This window comes from Pseudocolwellia antarctica (assembly GCF_049933045.1).
Lineage (GTDB): Bacteria > Pseudomonadota > Gammaproteobacteria > Enterobacterales > Alteromonadaceae > Pseudocolwellia.
This window is the reverse complement of the sequence record NZ_CP187926.1, coordinates 775,841-794,929: the sequence shown is the minus strand read 5'-3', so window position 1 is coordinate 794,929 and position 19,089 is coordinate 775,841. Positions and strand designations below refer to the sequence as shown.

Genomic DNA, 19,089 nt, shown 5'->3' with positions numbered 1-19,089 from the left:
TTCCTTCATTAAAGTCCTAACAACTACCTCTGCAAATATTATGCAGTATCTGTCACTACAGCAACATGACACCAAGATTACAACTTTGTAATGTTCGCGTCATGTTAAAGACAGGTCTATTTTCTATACTCAATACATATTCTGCTATGAAGGAGTAAGGAAATGGGGTTTAAAAAGTCATCACAACAGGTTAGCACACCACGAAGACGATTTGTTCAAGGCTTAATTGCAGGAGGTGTACTTGCTGCTTTTCCGAGCGTATTACATGCTGCATCATCTTTAGTAGCAGGAACAATAACAGGCACTGTGCCCGAACTTAGCGGCAAAGTAATTGATCTGGTTATAGATGAATCGCCGGTTAACTTTACTGGCGTAGTACGTATGGCGACAACTATCAATGGATCTATACCCGCCCCGACCTTGCGCCTAAAAGAAGGCGATGACGTTACTATTAGAGTAACAAATAAATTATCAGTACCGAGTTCAATTCATTGGCATGGCATTATTTTACCGTATCAAATGGATGGCGTACCAGGTATCAGCTTTAAAGGCATTATGCCGGGCGAAACCTTTGTTTATAAATTTAAACTGCAACAAAGCGGTACATATTGGTATCACTCACATAGTGGCTTTCAAGAAATGACAGGTATGTACGGTGCCTTAATTATTGAGCCGCGAGAAAACGATATTATTAGTGCAGATAACGAGCATGTTATTCAATTATCTGATTGGACTGATGATGACCCAATGGCGCTGTTCCGTAAATTAAAAGTACAGAGTGATGTATTTAACTTCAATCAACCCACTGTTCCAGAGTTTTTCGATGACGTTTCAAGCAGCAGTATTTCAAATGCTCTACAGCGCCGAAAAATGTGGAATCAGATGCGAATGAATCCTACAGACTTAGCTGATTTATCTGCATCAGCAATGACTTTTTTAATGAACGGCAGTACTCCAATGGCAAACTGGCGTGGATTATTTAAAGTCGGTGAAAAGCTTAGATTAAGGTTTATTAATGGCTCTAGTAATAGCTTTTTTGACGTGCGTATCCCCGAGCTAAAACTAACGGTTGTACAAGCAGATGGGCAAAACGTTGAACCAGTGACAGTTGATGAATTTAGATTCGGCCCTGGTGAAACCTACGACGTAATTGTTGAGCCTAAAAATGATGCCTATACTATTTTTGCTCAAAGTATGGATCGCTCTGGTTACGCAAAAGGAACTTTATCAAGCTCGCCTAATATTGATGCGCCAGTACCTGCACTTGACCCTGTTGAATGGTTAACGATGACCGATATGATGGGCAATATGACCCACGGCGGTGAGCATTCTGCAATGGCTGGCATGTCAGGTATGAACTCTAAAGAAATGGATCATAGCGCTATGGGGCACGGTGCAATGGCGATGGATCATAGCAAACATGGTATGTCTGAAAACCCATTGGCGGTTGCCAGCTCTAAAGTGCGTCATGCAAAAACGGAGTATGGAGCTTCAGTTGATATGCGCGTTGATATGCCTAGAACAAATCTTGATGATCCTGGTATTGGTTTACGTAAAAATGGTCGCCGTGTTTTAACACTTGCAGATTTACACTCACTTGAAGGGATCACTAACCAGCAAGAGCCAGAAGCTGAAATTGAGCTGCATTTAACCGGCAACATGGAGCGTTATAGCTGGTCATTTGATGGCTTAGAATTTGGTAAAAGCACGCCAGTGCATATGAAGCATAACCAACGTTTAAGAGTTATTTTACAAAACGATACCATGATGACACACCCTATGCATTTGCATGGTATGTGGAGTGATTTAGAAAACGAGCAAGGTGATGTTCAAGTGCGACGTCATACGATTCCTGTTCAACCCGCACAAAGAATCAGCTTTTTAACCACCCCTCACGATGTAGGTCGCTGGGCTTGGCATTGCCATTTATTATTCCATATGGATGCCGGTATGTTTAGAGAGGTAGTCGTATCATGAAACAATTAAAACTATCTAAATCATTAGGTTTATTAATGTTAACTGGGGCTTCATTAATTAGTTTCCCTTTATTAGCGCAAAGTGAAATGGCACAAATGAATAGCGCTAAGATGCAACCACAAGGAGGAAGTGCACCTAAAGATGCAAGAGACCCTCATGCTTACTCTGCGGGAACAACTTTAACAGAAGGCCCATATGCGCTTGAGGGCAATGAGCGATTAACACTCGCTGATGAGCATCCATTTTACGCATTACTAGGCGATCGTCTTGAATATAACGAGCAAGCAAACGCAGGTGTATTTGACTTGCAAGCATGGTACGGGACTACTTTTGACCGATTAGTCATAAAAACAGAAGGTGATTTCAGCGAAGGAAGCCTTGAAGAGAATCAAACCGATATTTTATGGGGTCATGGAATATCAGCATACTGGGACACACAAATGGGTGTTCGTTTTGATTACAATAAAGGCGGCGAAAACCGCCAGTGGTTGGCTTTTGGCTTACAAGGTTTAGCTCCTTACTGGTTCGAACTCGATATGACCGCTTACATTGGCGAGCAAGGGAACACAGCCCTGACTTTTGAAGCTGAATACGAGTTGTTACTAACTCAAAAACTGATCGTACAACCACGTGCTGAGCTGACACTTTATGGTAAACGCGATTTGGAAAATGGCTTAGGTAGTGGCTTATCAAGCAGTGCGATTGGCTTAAGAGTTCGATATGAGTTTACACGTCAGTTTGCACCATATATTGGTGTCGAGTGGAGTAATAAATTTGGCAGTACTGCAGACTATGCAAAGTCAAATGAACAAAGTAGCAATGACACTGCATTCGTCGCAGGTATCAACTTTTGGTTTTAGCATCGGGTTTGTATTGGCACATATAATATTGAGTAATTACAACTAATAAAGTCGCTGCTATTTTAACAAGTAAATAGAATTATTTTAACGCATTAACACCATAACTATTATTAATTAGAGAATTAGGAAGAAACCATGAAAACTTTAAAAATATTATCTTTAGTTTTATTACCAACAATCATTTTATCAATACCGTCTTTGGCACATGATCCATCAATGCATGTAAAGAAAGCGGAAAAAGCTGATTGCAGCAAAATGGATCACAGCAAAATGGACATGAAAGACCCTGTATCTATCGCCATGATGAAAAAGTGTATGAAACAATCAGAGGCGGATGCAAAAACAATGGAAGGAATGGATCACAGCAAAATGAAAGATATAGATCACAGTAAAATTAAAAAAGTAGAGCATGAAGAAGTCAAAAAAGATGAACATGAGCACAATCACTAAGTCATCTTGATTTTTTACTTAGCACCGATACAAGTATCAGGGTGCTAAGTGGTTTTATTAATCGCAATCCATAAAGGAAAGCATATGAAAATAGTTAAATCATTACTGCTACTGATTGCACTCGGTATAGGCTCGATCATGCTCGTGATATATTCTGGTATTATAGATGTAGCAGCCGATGAGCCTCATAGTGATCTGGTTTACTGGGTTTTAGAAAAAGCTAGAGATAATGCCATTGAGAAATCAGCACAAACAATTGAAGTGCCTGATTTAAGCGACCCTGAATTATTACTTACAGGTGCTACTGATTATGAGTTTATGTGCTCTAGCTGTCACTTAAAGACAGGCCAAAGCAATAGTGACTTAAGCATAGGCTTATACCCTTCTCCACCTAATTTGACTATTAAAAATGAAGAGCATGAGAGTCATAGCCATGGTGATGATTTACAAACTGCTCGCGAAAATTTCTGGGTGATTAAACATGGTATTAAAGCCTCAGGAATGCCAGCATGGGGTAAAACACATGATGACCAACGTATTTGGGCTATGGTTGCATTTATTAAAGAGTTACCAACCCTGACTCCTGAACAATATCAAATTCTTACCGCCGTTGATTAACCTTAACAATCAACATCAAAAACAATCTAATTAATTGATATCTCATTAGGAGAGTTATGTTTCCAAATAAATATATTTTAAAAATCATCGCTACATTTTTTATAGTCACATTGATAGTAAGTTGTTCTGATAATGATGTAGTTAGAGCCGAGTCCAATACTGCTAAAGCGCAGCCTATATCTTTAGACGTTTATAAAACGCCTACTTGTGGTTGTTGCAAGAAATGGATAAGTCATATTGATGAAAATGGATTTCAATCCCAAATTCATGATAGAAATGATATTTCAAGCATTAAGGAACAGAAAGGAATTAAGCCTCGATATCGCTCTTGTCATACCGCTATTTCGAAAGATGGTTATACTTTTGAAGGACACGTACCTGCGAAGTTCATTAAACAATTTTTGAGTCAAAAGCATGATAAGACTGTCATTGGATTATCAGTACCAGGAATGCCTTTAGGCTCTCCAGGTATGGAAGTAGGCGATAAATTTAACCCATACCAGGTTCTTCTTTTGAAATCAGATGGAAGTTCTGAAGTATATTCTACTGTTCAATCTTATGAGCAACAGTTCTGATCATTTTATCGTATTTACTAACTCAATAAATATTAGTTCTAATACGGTTGAGTTTAATTGTATTTATTGATCTAGGTCATAGCAAATAGTATGAAATAAACTAATATTAATTAGTGTGAATTTATTTATGGTTAACGCAGTGTTCAAATTTAAAGGTTATATAGCTTTTATAATGATTTTGTTGCTATCGCAACAAAGTTTTGCTGCTTTTTTTCCTATGAATTGTGACGAAATGAACGATACTTTAATCGTTCTTACAGAAAATGATTCACACATGACCTCATCAATGCATGAGCATAATCAATCATCAAAAGATAAAATGTCTTCACATGAAAAATGTGATGTTTGTGATTCTGGTGATTGCCGATGCACTACAGTCAGTTTATGTCTAAGTTCTATCCATACAATAACTTCGCAACAATTAAATGGTCAACATATCTTATTTGTCGATCATGGTAAAAGATTTATATTCACAGATAAATCTCCAAATTATGGTACCGCATTACATCCATTTAGACCTCCCATTTCTATTTAATTATAGGATAAATTCGTACTTTAAATAGCACTCTTATACCGTATTGAAATGAGTGATGATGGTCAATTCGACCCTTTGTTTTTTTATATTATTCTGAAAAACACGTGCTATTCATAAAACGTTACGTTCTATAACTTGACCTGTGTTTAAGACATAGGTGTAAGCTTGTCATAGGTTGATCAATAATCCTTTGATTTTATTAGCTATAAATAAAGGTTAAAGCAATGAGAGTAACAGAATCAGCAAAGGCATTGAGTACAACTCCCGATACTGTTCGTTATTACACTCGGATTGGACTTATTGAACCAAAGAAAAATCTTGAAAACGGTTATAAATATTATGATCAAGCGGTACAACAGAGGTTGAAATTCATCTTAAATGCACGACAGTTAGGTTTTTCAGTTAATGAGATCAGAGAGATTTTAACTGAATCAGATAAAGGCCATACAGCTTGTCCATTAGTAAGAAAAATTGTTGAACACAGATTGGCCGAAACAGAAAAGCAATTCCAATCGGCGCATCAATTAAGAGAAAAACTAAAAAACGCAATAAATGATTGGCAGAGCAAGCCAGATAAAGCGCCCACTGGGCATATGATATGCCACCTTATCGAAGGTGAAGCGCTTGAAAGCAATAAAAATCAAGGAGGTCATGATGAATAAAATTATAAATAATAATGCCGACAAAAAGACTCAAGAATTGATTATTGAAGGGGCTAGCTGTGCTAGTTGTGTTGGCAAAATTGAAATAGCGTTGCGGAGTATTGATGGCGTTGAGAGTGCAGAAATGAACTTTGCACTCAGAACGGTTACTGTAATAGGCGCTGTTGAAACAAAACGTCTTATTAAAGCAGTTGAATCTATTGGTTATAACGCAAAGAGTGCCGAAGATAAAAGTGATAATGATCTTATAGATGAAAAAGATATAGCAGACCAAAAATACTATAAAAGTTTGGTCATGAAAATGTGGATAGCGTTAGGACTAGGTATCCCATTGATGGTTTACAGTTTGGCTGGTGGACCAATGACGGTTGACACAACACTGGAACGTGGTGTGTGGCTATTTATTGGTATTTTATGCGCAGCCATTATGTATTTTTCAGGTAAACATTTTTATGTTGGTGCTTGGAAGTCTTTTACAAATCACACTGCCAATATGGATACTTTAATTGCATTAGGTACAGGGACTGCTTGGATTTACTCAATGATAGTTGTGTTTTTTCCTATGGCCTTACCTGAGATGGCAAGACATGTGTATTTTGAAGCAACGGCAATGATCATTGGATTAATTGATTTAGGGTTAGCTTTAGAAGTTAAAGCTCGTGGACGTACAAGTGAAGCGATAAAACGCTTGATAGGACTTCAAGCTAAAACAGCTCGTGTCGTTCGTGATAATAAAGAAATCGATATCGCTATCGAGCAGGTATTACTTAACGATATTGTTAGAGTAAGACCAGGAGAAAAAATATCGGTAGATGGAATTGTTGTTCAAGGGCATACATCTATCGATGAATCGATGTTAACGGGTGAACCAATGCCTGTTGAAAAATCTGAAAATGATGAAGTAGTTGCAGGCACGCTAAATAAAACAGGATCTATATTATTTAAGGCTACTCGTGTTGGTAAAGATACTGCATTAGCGCAGATCATTAATATGGTTAAACGAGCACAAAACTCTAAACCATCCATTGGACGTTTAGCGGATGTGATCTCAGCCTATTTTGTTCCTGTTGTTATGATCACCTCAATAGTCAGCGCCTTAGTTTGGCTCAATTTTGGGCCAGATCCCGCCGTTGCTTTTGCAGTTGTTTCCGCTACCACGGTATTGATTATTGCATGTCCTTGCGCACTAGGATTAGCAACACCTATGTCTGTAATGGTCGGTGTTGGTAAGGCGGCAGAATCAGGTGTACTTATTCGTAATGGAGAAGCGTTACAAACCGCTTCCAAAATCACAGCTATGATTTTGGATAAAACTGGCACCATCACTGAAGGTGCACCTAAAGTGACTGATGTCATTGTTGCGGATGAATCATACAACGAAAGCTATATTCTGAAAGTAGCCTCCAGTATTGAAAGTGGCTCGGAGCATCCATTAGCCCAAGCTATTGTTGATTCAACCATTGAGCATGGAATTACCCCTGAAACCGTCACAGACTTTCATGCGATTGCTGGGCATGGTGTTCAAGCAACATTCAACGGGAAAGAATTACTATTCGGCAATCAAAAATTGATGTTGAAAAATGGTGTAGTGCTAATGGAGTTTGTTGAAAAGGCACAAAAACTTGCTGATGAAGCAAAAACGCCTATGTACCTAGCGATTGATAAAAAACTTGCTGCAATTATTGCCGTTTCTGATCCAATAAAAACAGACTCTGTTTCAGCTATTAAGCGATTACAGGCTAATGGTATTCGTGTGGTAATGCTTACGGGGGATAACAGAGCTACCGCTAATGCTGTAGCAAAAAAAGTGGGTATTACAGAAGTCTTTGCCGAAGTACTTCCTGAAGAGAAGTCAAACAAAGTAGCTGAGCTGCAAGCGCAAGGTGAAATAGTTGGTATGACTGGCGATGGTATTAATGATGCACCAGCATTGGCGCTGGCCAATGTCGGATTTGCTATTGGAACAGGAACCGATGTTGCAATAGAAAGTGCGGATATCACCTTAATGCGAGGATCATTACATGGGCTTGCTGATGCTATTGCAGTGAGCAAAGCAACATTACGCAATATTAAACAAAATCTATTTGGCGCTTTCATATACAACGTGGCAGGAGTTCCTTTTGCTGCAGGTTTACTCTACCCGTTTTTTGGACTTCTACTCAACCCTGTTATTGCTGGGGCTGCGATGGCATTTTCATCATTAACCGTGGTAACAAATGCAAACAGATTACGCTTCTTTAAACCACAAGATCACTAAATAAAATAGTAGGAGAATTAGAAATGATGATAATAAATTTAATCGGTTTGGTGCTTATAATGCTAGTTATATGGTGGTTTTGGTTATACAAACCAGCAAAAGCAATTGATGCAAGTGCTGAGAATATAACTGTCGTGGTTAATAACGGTATATATCAACCTTCAAGAATAAAAGTTTTTGAAGGTAAAAAAACAACACTTCAATTTTTAAGAAAAGACGGTAGCCCTTGCGCTGCTACGGTGTTGTTTCCTGCATTTGAAATCAGTGAAGAATTGCCATTAAATGCGAATAAAACAATAGAGCTTCCGTCAATGTTAACAGGGGAGTATTTATTTCATTGCCCTATGAAAATGTATACAGGCACTTTAATTGTTGAGAAAGAGTAATTTATCGCAATTAAAAATCACGATAATAATTAAAAATATTATATAAGAAGTAAGGAGAACATCATGAATGACTTTGATCACCGAGTCGGTGTAAAAGAAGTAAATTTAGTGACTAGAAATCTAAGATTAACTAATGTAACCGAAGATAATAGAAATGCATTAATGGAAGAGATTGATCATCTTTTTGGTATTGATGAAGCAAGTTTCAATACAGAAGAAAAGTCTATTTATCTTGCCTACGATGCGACGAATATAAATCTAGATGGTATTGAAGAAATAATCCAAAAACATGGTGTTGATATCCATAATGATTGGTGGACTCATACTAAAGAGGAGTACTACAAGTTTGTTGATAATAACTTGAAAGACAACTCTGAACATATACCTTGGAGTTGTCATAAGTCACCTCCAAGTTCAGGTAAAAGATAATTTTATCTTTAATTCTTTATGCTGCTGCCATCTAATTAAGGTTAAAAGTTAACCCCAATGATGATCGTCAATAGCTCCTATGAGTTTAAAGCAGGCTAATGACCTTATTATGTAGTTAAAATATAATGTCAGTTTTAGGTCATGAGCCGACAAAAATAACCGGTCTCAGTAAAGGAAGAAGATCAATATAAAACTATAAGTGTGTGCACTTTACACTTTAAAAAAGGATTTATAGACCATCATCATCAGCAAACAAGTGCTAAGTAAGGCTACTTATTCCCCATACAGCGAGTATAACAACGGTTAATGCAATCATGGTTTTAGTTTTATGCTTACGTATGACGCGCTCAGCTTTGTCGCCAGCATAATAAACCAGAACAGCTAAACCAAAGTATCGAATAGAACGTGCGATAGTTGCTGCAATTAGAAATAAGCTAAGTGAATATTTAGTCGCACCAGCAGCTAACATAGCTATTTGAAAAGGTATAGGCACTATGCCTAAAGTGATCACAAACCAAAAACCTTGGTCTTGCATTTTTTGTTTAATGTTTTCAAACTGCTCTGGTGATGAAAAGGTACTAATCACCCAATCGCCAACAGCATCAAACAAGTAATACCCTAAAGCATATCCAAATAAAGCACCGATAATACAACCTAGTGTAGCCATAAGTGCGATAAGCCAAAGCTTTTCACGACGAGCTTGCATTAGCGGTACTAATATCGCTTCTAACGGAATAGGCACTATGGTGGATTCTAAAAAGGATGCTGTCGTAATTCCGCTAAGCATATGCTTAGAATCGATGAATTGACGTGTTTTCTTTTTGATCGTATTTTTAATCGCCATAAAATTCCCTTTAGATAAAAATATTAAGTTGAAATACGTTTGAGAAGTGTTGATTTTAGCCCTAAAATTATAGGGCTAGATAGTTGTTTGAGTTATCAGTTTTTGAGTTATTAATATTTTTTAATTAACAACCTCTTTTGATCACTACTGCCATTTACTTTCTGACACTGTGTTCCAATCATATCGCCATGCTGCAGGAATAGTTTCTTCATTTAATAAAACGTTTGCTGCAATATAGTTATAGCGTTGTCCTAAATGTTCAATAACATTTTCAGATACTCGCGTATTAATATGATGTGGCTGTATGTCGCTAACTTTTTCTAACCCTGCAGCACCGGCAAGTTCACTTAAGTTTTTGATCATAGCATCATGAAACTTAAATACCCTTTCGCCCTTAACCTCAAAGTCTAAAGCGTTATAGCGAGAAGCATCTTGTGTGGCTATACCTGTAGGGCATTTATCGTTATTACAATGTCTAGATTGAATACAGCCTATTGATAACATCATCGCTCTTGCGCTATTTACCGTGTCTGCTCCTAAGGCAAGTAAGCGCATTACATGAAAAGCTGATAGCGCTTTGCCTGATGCGATAAGACGTAATTTATCTCTATAACCACAACCTGTTAAAGCATTTTCAACAAACACTAAAGCATCTCTTAATGGCATACCTACTGAGTTGGTAAATTCTATAGGAGCAGCGCCTGTACCACCTTCACCACCATCTATGGTAATAAAATCAGGATGATACCCTGTTGAAACCATAGCTTTACATAAAGCTAAAAACTCACGTTTATTACCAATACATAATTTAATACCGACGGGTTTTCCGCCTGAAAGTTCTTTTAATTTATTGATAAAATCTAGCATTTCTAAAGGCGTACTAAAACTACTGTGGGCAGGTGGCGAAAGTACGTCTTTCCCTAAAGGCACCTTTCTTATTTCAGCAATTTCTGGCGTTAGTTTTATGGCAGGTAAAAGTCCACCATGACCAGGTTTAGCACCTTGCGATAATTTGATCTCAATCATTTTTACATGATCTTGCTGTGCAGTTTCAGCAAATGATGTTGCACAAAAATCTCCATGATCATTTCTACAACCAAAATACCCAGTACCTATTTGCCAAACTAAATCAGCTCCAAATTGGCGATGATAACGGCTAATACCGCCCTCACCTGTATTATGGTAAAAACCACCTTTAGCTGCGCCTTTGTTTAACGCTAAAATTGCATTTTTACTTAAAGCACCAAAACTCATCGCTGAGATATTTAACAAAGAAGCTTCATAAGGTTTATTACCATTACCAAAGGTTACTCTAGGATTTTTGTCTTTACCGTGAAACGGTGTCATTGAATGGCTTAACCACTGATAACCCACTTTATAAACATCAAACTGTGTACCGAATGGACGTGTATCGTTAACACCTTTTGAACGTTGATAAACTAGATCTCTAAACTCTCTATTTATAGGTCTGCCATTAAGGTTCGACTCAATAAAGTATTGCTGTATTTCAGGACGAAACGACTCAAGTAAATAACGAATATGCCCTACTACAGGATAAATTCTTAAAAGCGTATGTTGACTAAAAAACACATCCCAAAGCCCAACAAGTATTAGAGGTAACGCTATGACAAATAACCAAATAGCATTAGGCCAAAAACTCTGTGCAAATAAAATGAGAACTACCGACACTACTGAAATTATATAAAACCACTGACGAGCAAGCATATTTGTAACCTTCATTATCTATAAACTCATTTATGCTTAAAGAGTTTATGAGAAAAAACACAAAGTAAGATCAATTAAGCCATTGTTTTATATTAATAGTAACAATGGCTTAATAAAGAAAAGGAATAACTAGATTGATATAGGCGCTTTAATATGAGGATGAGATTCGTAACCTACTAACTCGAAGTCTTCGAAAGTAAAATCAAAGATACTGTCTACTTTAGGGTTAATTTTCATTGTAGGTAACGCTAATGGTTTTCTTGAAAGTTGCTCTTTCACTTGTTCCATATGGTTTGAATACAAATGCGCATCACCAAAGGTATGAACAAAGTCACCTAACTCTAAATCACACACTTGTGCAATCATCATGGTAAATAATGCGTAGCTAGCAATATTGAATGGTACACCCAGAAAAATATCAGCACTACGTTGATAAAGCTGACAAGACAACTTGCCGTTTAGGACATAAAACTGAAATAACGTATGACATGGTGGTAAAGCTTGTTTACCTACAGCTGCGTTTTCAGATGGTGAAATTGAAGTATCTGGCAACAATGCAGGATTCCAAGCAGTAATAATATGTCTGCGCGAATCTGGATTAGTTTTTAGGTCGTGAATAAGTTGTGCTAATTGATCAATTGTTTCGCCATTAGCTGAAGGCCAATTTCTCCATTGAACACCATATACTGGACCTAACTCACCTTCTTCGGTTGCCCAAGCATCCCAAATTTTAACGCCATTCTCTTTCAAGTAAGCAATATTCGATTCGCCTTTTATAAACCATAGCAATTCATGAATAATAGATTTTAAATGACACTTCTTAGTGGTAACTAATGGAAAGCCTTTAGATAGGTCAAAACGCATTTGATAACCAAAGACACTACGTGTTCCTGTACCTGTTCGGTCTGATTTATCTACACCGTTGTCGTGTACATGTTGCATTAAATCTAAGTATGCTTGCATGGAAATTTCCTATAAATAGCGTTTAAAAGTAGTTGATACTAATCCCGGTTTAATTGAGCTTAATTGAGTACTTCAAATAACGAATGATTAAATGCTTTAATTCAGCACTTTTCTTTTCAAATAAAATGGAGCAATTAATTACTGAAACGTCTACAGCAAGATGAGTATTTTTATGAGGGATATAATAATAGAATTTTAAGCGCTTAGCTAACGAGAATAAGCCATTTGTTACAAAATTATCTATATAAATATACATATCAACAATGAAACGAAAGATTCAATCGTTTTAAGCAAATATCATTTTCAAGGCAACAACTAAAAGGAAAAAAGCAAAGAAGTAACCTAAGGTTTTTACGGGAAGTTTGGACGCATATTGAACACCTATAGGCGCAAAAATTGTCGATGAGATCGCAATTGATATCAACGCTGGTAAATAAACGTAACCGACACTCCACTCAGGTAACTCAGTAACACTAAAACCTGAAACCATATAGCCAAAGCTACCAAAAGCCGCGACTATTGTTCCGCAGCTTGTAGCTAAACCAATGGCATGGCGAAGAGGTACAGCAAAAATAGTCAAAATTGGGATCAGAATTACCGCACCAGAGATGCCCATTAAACTAGCGATAACGCCGCAGGCATAAGCAATAATAAAAATAAAAACATTATTAGGTAATGGAAATGTTGTAGTAATCCTGACTGAGAAAAGCATATAAAACGCTAATATAGATACCACAATAGCAAAAATACTTTTTAACAGTTCAACCGACAATAAGTCAGCAATTAATGATCCGCCGATGGCACCTAAAGCAATAGGTAAAATAAATTTCTTAGTGAGTGAAACGGGTATATTGTTGTTTCGATAATGCGCTATTGTTGAAGTGAAAGATGTAATAACAATAGAACATAAAGATGTACCCAGCGCGATAGGTACAACAAGCTCCATAGGAATATTTAATGATGGCAACAAGTATATAAGTACAGGCACAATGACTAACCCTCCACCAATGCCTAAAAGACCTGATAGAAAGCCGACAAAAATGCCGAGAAAAATACATGATACGATAAATATACTTAACATATCCCTCTTCGATAAAGGTGGTTAGAGTTGCGAATACAATATTATTTTGTGTTCTATATTTTGATGTCTGAGAAACTTTTCAATCAACTATTGGGTAAGTAACGTCAATAAACTATTTCTAACTCGAGCGACTACATCCCTGCACGAACAAAACCACCTAGTCCTAAGTTTTCGAATTGTTCTCTTAAATAACTATGTACTTCTTTAGCTGAACTGAAAGATAAAACATGAGATAAAATAATTTTAGCTTTTTGCATTTCAACATGACGTATTACCCATTTTATTTTTGCAATATGATGAGGGTTAATACTTAATTTATCGTATCCCATAGCGAGTAACAATAATGCGCCTGTAGGTTCACCTGCGAGTTCTCCACATAAACTTAATGGCACTAAATACTTATTAGATTCGTCTGCAATTGTTTTTAAAGCACGTAATACAGCAGGATGATAAGCATCATATAAATCGGCTACTTGTGCATTATTACGATCAACCGCTAGCAAGTATTGTGTTAAATCATTTGACCCAACAGAAAAGAAATCGACTCTGCTAGCAAATTCTTTTAACTGAAAAATAACACTAGGCACTTCAATCATCATACCTATTTTAGGTTTTAAGAAAGTCGATTTATCTGTGATACCAAGCTCTGCTGATAATTCATAATACGCTTGATTAATTAAGCGTGTTGACTCATCAACTTCAGAGATATTAGATATCATAGGTAGCATAATTTCTAAATTGTTATGTCCATAATTTGCTCGGATCATCGCTCTCACTTGTTGCAAGAATATCTCTGGATGATCAAGTGTGATACGAATGCCACGCCAGCCTAGAAAGGGATTATCTTCAACAATAGGAAAATAAGGTAAAGCTTTATCGCCACCAACATCGAGCGTTCGCATGGTTACGCTTTGTTTTGGAAATGCCGATAACACCTGTTGGTATAACACCGTTTGTTGTTGCTCAGACGGGAAATAACTTTGGCTCATAAATGGAATTTCAGTTCGATACAAACCAATTCCCATAGCACCTAAAGTTGTAGAATGTTCAAAGCCTGATGACAAACCTGCATTTAATTGTAGCTCAATACATTTACCATCTAAGGTAATAGCAGGTAATTTTTCAACTTGTTTCACCTTATCAGCTAAGGCGTATTCTTCTTCAATGAGGTGTTGGTATTCTTTTAACAGTGATTCATTAGGCGCAATATAAAGCTCGCCCGTATAACCATCAACAATAGCAACTTGTCTATCAAGCTGTCCTAATGGAATTTTGTCAACGCCCATAATAGCGGGTAAACCAAGAGATTTAGCCAGTATTGCTGCATGTGAGTTATTTGAACCCGCAAACGACACAATACCTTTTAAACCACGGTGTTGATATTCAGCTAACATTGCAGCCGTTACATCTTCAGCCACTAATATAAAGCTATCAAGATCTTCGTTAATTTTTTCGTTTTTATTTAATAAATTTGCAAGAAGTCGGTTGCCTAAATCTTTTATATCGCTGGTTCTTTCTCGTAAGTAGCTATCTTCTAAGGCTTCAAACTTAACGGTATAACTGTCTACAACAATTTTTAAAGCACTTTGAGCACTCCAACCTTCTCGAATTTTCTTTTCAATTTCTAAACCTAGGTTGGCATTGTCTAAAAGCTGCTTATACATTTCAAAAATATCTAAGCTGCTATCAGATATCACCACACTCAACTCTTGCGCCATGATGTTTATTTCGTGGCGAGTATCAGTAATAGCTTGGTGAAAAAGTTTTAATTCTTTCGGGATATTATATTGTTTTTTTAATACAACAGATTGAAGTTTTACCGTAGGTTCTATAACAACTAACTCGCCAATAGCAACGCCTGAAGCGCCACTAACACCTTGTAGCTTTTTAGAAAGTTTATTGTTTATCTCTGCAAAACTGTTTCTTGCTTCAGCATTCACTAATGCCATGGCTAGCTGGGCAGATAAGGTTACAAGAAAAAGCTTCTTCATTTTCGTTAAAGCTACGAGCCTCACGTTGTTGAATAGAGAGAATACCCAAAACTTTACGTTGGTGAATAATAGGCGTGCCTAAAAAGGCATTTAATTCTTCTTCTTGTACTAACGGGGTTTTAATGAATTGCGGATGTTCGTGTGCATTTGAAATATTTAAGAGTTCTTCACGTTGACCAACTAAACCAACTAAACCTTCTGAAAATCCAATACGGGTAGTACCTAACGCATCTTTCGCCAAACCATCAGATGCCATTAATACAAATTGCTCAGTTGTGTAATCAGCTAAATAAACCGAACAACAATCAGTATTTAATGCTTCTTTAACCTGAGTAACCATGTGGAACAATGCGCTTTCTAGCTCTGCATTTCGGCTAAATTCAAGTATGATGCGACGTAAAGTGGCTAACATGTATCTCCCTTCTATTTCATAGTTGTATTGAACAGGTGCTCAATGTTTATTGATATATTCCAAAATAAATTAAGTGAACGTTAAAATAAAAAATAGCCTACACGAACATGTAAGCTATTAGATTAAACATAATAATAATCAGTTGCGACGTTTACGACGCTCTGCTCGATATGAGGGCATAGCTGGTAATAAAAACTCTTTCATTACTTTACGATAAACCTCACGTTTAAATGAAACAACTTGCCTTACTGGATAAAAGTAGCTTACCCATCTCCAATCATCAAATTCAGGGTGCTCTGAATTAAGTAAATCTACAGATGATTCTTTCGACGTTAACTTAAGTAAAAACCATTTCTGTTTTTGCCCAATACATAACGGTTTGCTGTCGTGTCTTATTAAACGCTTCGGTAGTTTGTATCTAAGCCAGTGTTTGGTCGAAGCAACAACTTTTACATGTTCAGGTTTTAAACCAACTTCTTCATGAAGCTCCCTGTACATAGCTTGTTCAGCTGATTCACCCTTGTCTATACCACCTTGTGGATATTGCCAAGAATGTTGCCCAAAACGTCTTGCCCAGAATACCTGTCCCCTATCATTGATTATTACTATGCCGACATTGGCTCGATAGCCATCAGCATCTATCAAAGGAGCTCCCGACAAATTTTCAATAGTTAACTGATTCTTCCACACAATAGGCTTTGGAGCAAATAAAAATTCACTTGATACCAGACATTTAGGCTAATATTTTTTGAAATAATAGCTCTTTCAACTTTAAGAACGCTTAGTAAGCTAAAAGTCAGTAAGTACCTTAAATATTGTTATACATTAACGCCTGAGTTTATTGTTTTTTGTAAGCATTTAAAGGCAATAATTATAGCTAACAGGTGCATTCACTTATTCAATTAGTATAATAGACAAAACAACTTAGCGACCGACTATTATCAAAATAAATATCCCACAAGACGAAAGTGCATTATTAGTGCGAGCTAATGCTTTATCTGGATTAACTTTAGGTGAAGTAGCCGCTAATGAAGGTATAGTTGTTCCACAAGATTTGAAGAAAGAAAAAGGCTGGGTAGGATTACTGCTTGAAAAAGTACTTGGTGCAAGTGCAGGTTCTAAACCAGAGCCTGATTTCCCTCACTTAGGTATTGAGTTAAAAACCTTGCCAATTACCCGTGAAGGTAAACCTTTAGAAACTACGTTTGTGTGTGTAACGCCATTAAAAGGTTTAGTCGGTGCTACATGGCAAAACAGTCATATTAAAAATAAACTTGCCCGCGTGTTATGGGTACCTATTATCGCAGAGCGATCTATCGCAATACCTGACCGTATTATTGGTACACCTTTTATTTGGTCACCTTCGCCTGAAGAAGATCATTTAATGGCGATGGATTGGCAAGAGCTAACGGATATGATTGTTTTAGGTGAAGTAGAAAACATTACAGGTAAACACGGACAAGTGCTTCAAATAAGACCTAAAGCCGCCAACAGCCAAGCAAAAACTCAAGCGGTAAATAAAAATGGGCAACCTTTCATGACTTTGCCCAGAGGATTTTATTTAAAAACAGCTTTTACACACCAATTGTTAAAAAAGCATTTGAGGATTAATTAATCTGAGCCCCGAGTACCAGAATATAAAAGTAGCAGAATCAAGAGTGAATTCCGAAAAACATTTAATAAATAAAGGATTAATAAAGACTTAATAGACTCTTCATAATCCCTAATTACTTTATATAACCTGATATTACCTCATATTAGCCATGCTCTTTAATACGGATACTTTGCGCTAAACTAACGCTTGAGTTTGCGGGTATTTTTACCGGGTTAGTATTTGCAGCTTCTAAACACACATATTCATTTTCACCTTGAGAATGAATATCATCCATACTGTCTGCGGTTGCTTTACCTGGATTCCATAAAACCCATTGATGACAATCATAAGACGTAACTTCTAAGGTACGCTTCCAATCATTATCTACAATATTCATCACGCTATTTGATTGATAAACACGATCGATAGCACCCTTACAGTTTTCTAAATGGCTAATGTTGTCAAAAGTGCCTGTTAATTTATCAAAATAAGCCACTTCAGATAATTCATTAAGATGAGTTTTTTGAGGATCACCAACGGCAAAGTAGCTATGTAAAGCCCCTGTGTATTCAACGTCTTTAGCTGATTTATTTTCTATTAATAATTTTTGTGAAAATGACTGACCAAACACAATTTCTTGCTTTAATTGATAAGCGATATCCCAAGCTGGCGTTTTATTTTCACCTGCTTGAGCCAAAATAACTTTAACAGTATCTTGGGTAATTTCGATACTTTCAACTTGCCATAATGATGTTCTAGCAAAACCATGATTAGCTAATAACCCTTTATCAACATGCGTTAAATCAACGTTTTTATTATGTTGAAATAAGTCTGCTTCAAAACCACCAAACCAAGGTAAACAAATAGGTATGCCACCTCTAATTCCTTTATCATTTCCAAACAATGAATCGTTACTCATCCAAAAAACAGGCTGCTGCCCTTTAGGTTGCCAAGAAAGTACATGTCCGCCATATAAGCTAATCGATGCAGTGAAAAGATCATGTTCAATCTGCAAGCCATCAGTAGTTGTTAATGCTTTTTTATCTGAAAAAGTTGTTTGCTCTACATGACCAAATTCATTACTTTGACTAATATTTTGTGTTGGCTTTTCAATACTATCTGATGACATGGGGATCCTAAAAATAAAACGTTAATGGAAAACGGAGTAAGCAAGTGAATTACATTTTAGAGTATAGAGAAGATGTGTGAAAGGAGAAAAACATTGTTAATTGCTGATTTAGCTCAGGAAGAAATCATTTACCTTAGAAAATAGAACGCTATGATACCAAACGGATTAATTTATTGCTCACTTAGCGAGAATTTAAAGGCTTAGAGGCACAGGTTCATAGTTCCAGACTGAACCTAAGCACCTACATCCATGTAGGCGAGGCATTGATTGAAGAGAATGGTTATTCTCGGTAACTGCTCCTGCGTTACCCTAATGTCCTACATCCATGTAGGAACCTTGTCAAAATTAATAACGCGGCATATGAGCCTTTAAATTCTCGCCCTTCGGGAGCTCATTAGCAAACTGATAACATCACAAAATTAAAAAAATATAGAATAACTATGTTTAATCAATTTTGCTTGTTCTAAGCTTGCTAATGTAGCTCTAAGTTGCTCAATAAATTAATCCGTTTGGTATAAATAAAAAAGCCATTTTCACAATCATATTATCGATTGTAAAAATGGCTTAAGCTTTCGTTTAAATAAGTTTTATCGTTAGTTTA

General features: G+C 36.7%; 17 protein-coding genes and 1 pseudogene. 11 read left to right on the top strand and 7 right to left on the bottom strand.

Features of this window, described 5'->3' with window-relative positions; genetic code table 11:
* Positions 1 to 162 precede the first annotated feature (162 nt).
* The 10 genes from ACPUVN_RS03440 to ACPUVN_RS03395 all read left to right on the top strand — a co-directional run bounded on the left by ACPUVN_RS03440 (position 163) and on the right by ACPUVN_RS03395 (position 8,749).
* Entirely contained in the window at positions 163 to 1,977 is a 1,815-nt protein-coding gene (locus tag ACPUVN_RS03440) for a copper resistance system multicopper oxidase (protein WP_197111585.1), read from the top strand.
* On the top strand, positions 1,974 to 2,837 hold the full coding sequence (locus ACPUVN_RS03435) for a copper resistance protein B (RefSeq protein WP_426369965.1): 864 nt from the start codon (positions 1,974 to 1,976) through the stop codon (positions 2,835 to 2,837). The genes ACPUVN_RS03440 and ACPUVN_RS03435 overlap by 4 nt, the downstream gene beginning before the upstream one ends.
* Before the next feature lie 135 nt (positions 2,838 to 2,972).
* Positions 2,973 to 3,287 carry a hypothetical protein gene (locus tag ACPUVN_RS03430; protein WP_426369964.1) on the top strand — a complete coding sequence of 105 codons (315 nt, stop codon included), beginning with the start codon at positions 2,973 to 2,975 and terminating at the stop codon, positions 3,285 to 3,287.
* A gap of 84 nt (positions 3,288 to 3,371) precedes the next feature.
* Positions 3,372 to 3,905, top strand: coding sequence for a c-type cytochrome (locus ACPUVN_RS03425; protein WP_426358003.1), 534 nt, complete (start codon positions 3,372 to 3,374; stop codon positions 3,903 to 3,905).
* A 56-nt stretch (positions 3,906 to 3,961) separates the two neighbouring features.
* Complete coding sequence (locus ACPUVN_RS03420) at positions 3,962 to 4,480, top strand: DUF411 domain-containing protein (RefSeq protein WP_426358004.1); 519 nt, start codon at positions 3,962 to 3,964, stop codon at positions 4,478 to 4,480.
* Positions 4,481 to 4,661: 181 nt separating this feature from the next.
* The gene (locus tag ACPUVN_RS03415) at positions 4,662 to 5,015 is read left to right on the top strand and encodes a hypothetical protein (RefSeq protein ID WP_426358005.1); all 354 of its coding nucleotides are present in this window, start codon (positions 4,662 to 4,664) and stop codon (positions 5,013 to 5,015) included.
* Positions 5,016 to 5,239: 224 nt separating this feature from the next.
* Positions 5,240 to 5,677 (top strand): MerR family transcriptional regulator, encoded by a 438-nt coding sequence (locus tag ACPUVN_RS03410; RefSeq protein WP_426358006.1) that lies wholly within the window; start codon positions 5,240 to 5,242, stop codon positions 5,675 to 5,677.
* Positions 5,670 to 7,934: a heavy metal translocating P-type ATPase gene (locus ACPUVN_RS03405; RefSeq protein WP_426369963.1), complete on the top strand. Its 2,265-nt coding sequence runs from the start codon at positions 5,670 to 5,672 to the stop codon at positions 7,932 to 7,934. Before ACPUVN_RS03410 ends, ACPUVN_RS03405 begins: the two co-directional genes overlap by 8 nt.
* A 23-nt stretch (positions 7,935 to 7,957) precedes the next feature.
* Entirely contained in the window at positions 7,958 to 8,320 is a 363-nt protein-coding gene (locus ACPUVN_RS03400; RefSeq protein WP_426358008.1) for a cupredoxin domain-containing protein, read from the top strand.
* Positions 8,321 to 8,383: 63 nt separating this feature from the next.
* Positions 8,384 to 8,749 carry a cation transporter gene (locus tag ACPUVN_RS03395; RefSeq protein WP_426358009.1) on the top strand — a complete coding sequence of 122 codons (366 nt, stop codon included), beginning with the start codon at positions 8,384 to 8,386 and terminating at the stop codon, positions 8,747 to 8,749.
* 259 nt (positions 8,750 to 9,008) lie between these two features.
* On the opposite strand, the gene ACPUVN_RS03390 is transcribed toward ACPUVN_RS03395, so the two are convergent.
* The 6 genes and pseudogenes from ACPUVN_RS03390 to rppH form a co-directional block, all read right to left on the bottom strand.
* Entirely contained in the window at positions 9,009 to 9,593 is a 585-nt protein-coding gene (locus ACPUVN_RS03390) for a YqaA family protein (protein ID WP_426358010.1), read from the bottom strand.
* Positions 9,594 to 9,737: 144 nt separating this feature from the next.
* Entirely contained in the window at positions 9,738 to 11,333 is a 1,596-nt protein-coding gene (locus tag ACPUVN_RS03385) for an FMN-binding glutamate synthase family protein (RefSeq protein ID WP_426358011.1), read from the bottom strand.
* Between the two features lie 114 nt (positions 11,334 to 11,447).
* Positions 11,448 to 12,281: a thymidylate synthase gene (locus ACPUVN_RS03380; protein WP_426358012.1), complete on the bottom strand. Its 834-nt coding sequence runs from the start codon at positions 12,279 to 12,281 to the stop codon at positions 11,448 to 11,450.
* A 286-nt stretch (positions 12,282 to 12,567) separates the two neighbouring features.
* Positions 12,568 to 13,362, bottom strand: coding sequence for a sulfite exporter TauE/SafE family protein (locus ACPUVN_RS03375; RefSeq protein ID WP_426369962.1), 795 nt, complete (start codon positions 13,360 to 13,362; stop codon positions 12,568 to 12,570).
* Positions 13,363 to 13,493: 131 nt separating this feature from the next.
* Positions 13,494 to 15,765, bottom strand: a pseudogene (gene ptsP / locus ACPUVN_RS03370) (phosphoenolpyruvate--protein phosphotransferase).
* Positions 15,766 to 15,903: 138 nt separating this feature from the next.
* Positions 15,904 to 16,410, bottom strand: a complete 507-nt coding sequence (gene rppH / locus ACPUVN_RS03365) for an RNA pyrophosphohydrolase (protein WP_426358015.1) — start codon at positions 16,408 to 16,410, stop codon at positions 15,904 to 15,906.
* A gap of 301 nt (positions 16,411 to 16,711) precedes the next feature.
* On the opposite strand from rppH, the gene mutH reads away from it, so the two are divergent.
* Complete coding sequence (gene mutH / locus ACPUVN_RS03360; protein WP_426360578.1) at positions 16,712 to 17,380, top strand: DNA mismatch repair endonuclease MutH; 669 nt, start codon at positions 16,712 to 16,714, stop codon at positions 17,378 to 17,380.
* A 142-nt stretch (positions 17,381 to 17,522) separates the two neighbouring features.
* On the opposite strand, the gene ACPUVN_RS03355 is transcribed toward mutH, so the two are convergent.
* A complete protein-coding gene (locus ACPUVN_RS03355; RefSeq protein WP_426358016.1) occupies positions 17,523 to 18,488 on the bottom strand; it encodes a D-hexose-6-phosphate mutarotase in 966 nt (321 codons plus the stop codon).
* Positions 18,489 to 19,089: the final 601 nt, after the last annotated feature.

What these genes read in the sequence shown, in the direction of transcription:
- ACPUVN_RS03440 (WP_197111585.1), top strand. Translation starts at nt 163, where the DNA reads ATGGGGTTTAAAAAGTCATCACAACAGGTTAGCACACCACGAAGACGA.
- ACPUVN_RS03435 (WP_426369965.1), top strand. Translation starts at nt 1,974, where the DNA reads ATGAAACAATTAAAACTATCTAAATCATTAGGTTTATTAATGTTAACT.
- ACPUVN_RS03430 (WP_426369964.1), top strand. Translation starts at nt 2,973, where the DNA reads ATGAAAACTTTAAAAATATTATCTTTAGTTTTATTACCAACAATCATT.
- ACPUVN_RS03425 (WP_426358003.1), top strand. Translation starts at nt 3,372, where the DNA reads ATGAAAATAGTTAAATCATTACTGCTACTGATTGCACTCGGTATAGGC.
- ACPUVN_RS03420 (WP_426358004.1), top strand. Translation starts at nt 3,962, where the DNA reads ATGTTTCCAAATAAATATATTTTAAAAATCATCGCTACATTTTTTATA.
- ACPUVN_RS03410 (WP_426358006.1), top strand. Translation starts at nt 5,240, where the DNA reads ATGAGAGTAACAGAATCAGCAAAGGCATTGAGTACAACTCCCGATACT.
- ACPUVN_RS03405 (WP_426369963.1), top strand. Translation starts at nt 5,670, where the DNA reads ATGAATAAAATTATAAATAATAATGCCGACAAAAAGACTCAAGAATTG.
- ACPUVN_RS03400 (WP_426358008.1), top strand. Translation starts at nt 7,958, where the DNA reads ATGATGATAATAAATTTAATCGGTTTGGTGCTTATAATGCTAGTTATA.
- ACPUVN_RS03395 (WP_426358009.1), top strand. Translation starts at nt 8,384, where the DNA reads ATGAATGACTTTGATCACCGAGTCGGTGTAAAAGAAGTAAATTTAGTG.
- ACPUVN_RS03390 (WP_426358010.1), bottom strand. Translation starts at nt 9,593, where the DNA reads ATGGCGATTAAAAATACGATCAAAAAGAAAACACGTCAATTCATCGAT.
- ACPUVN_RS03385 (WP_426358011.1), bottom strand. Translation starts at nt 11,333, where the DNA reads ATGAAGGTTACAAATATGCTTGCTCGTCAGTGGTTTTATATAATTTCA.
- ACPUVN_RS03380 (WP_426358012.1), bottom strand. Translation starts at nt 12,281, where the DNA reads ATGCAAGCATACTTAGATTTAATGCAACATGTACACGACAACGGTGTA.
- ACPUVN_RS03375 (WP_426369962.1), bottom strand. Translation starts at nt 13,362, where the DNA reads ATGTTAAGTATATTTATCGTATCATGTATTTTTCTCGGCATTTTTGTC.
- ACPUVN_RS03355 (WP_426358016.1), bottom strand. Translation starts at nt 18,488, where the DNA reads ATGTCATCAGATAGTATTGAAAAGCCAACACAAAATATTAGTCAAAGT.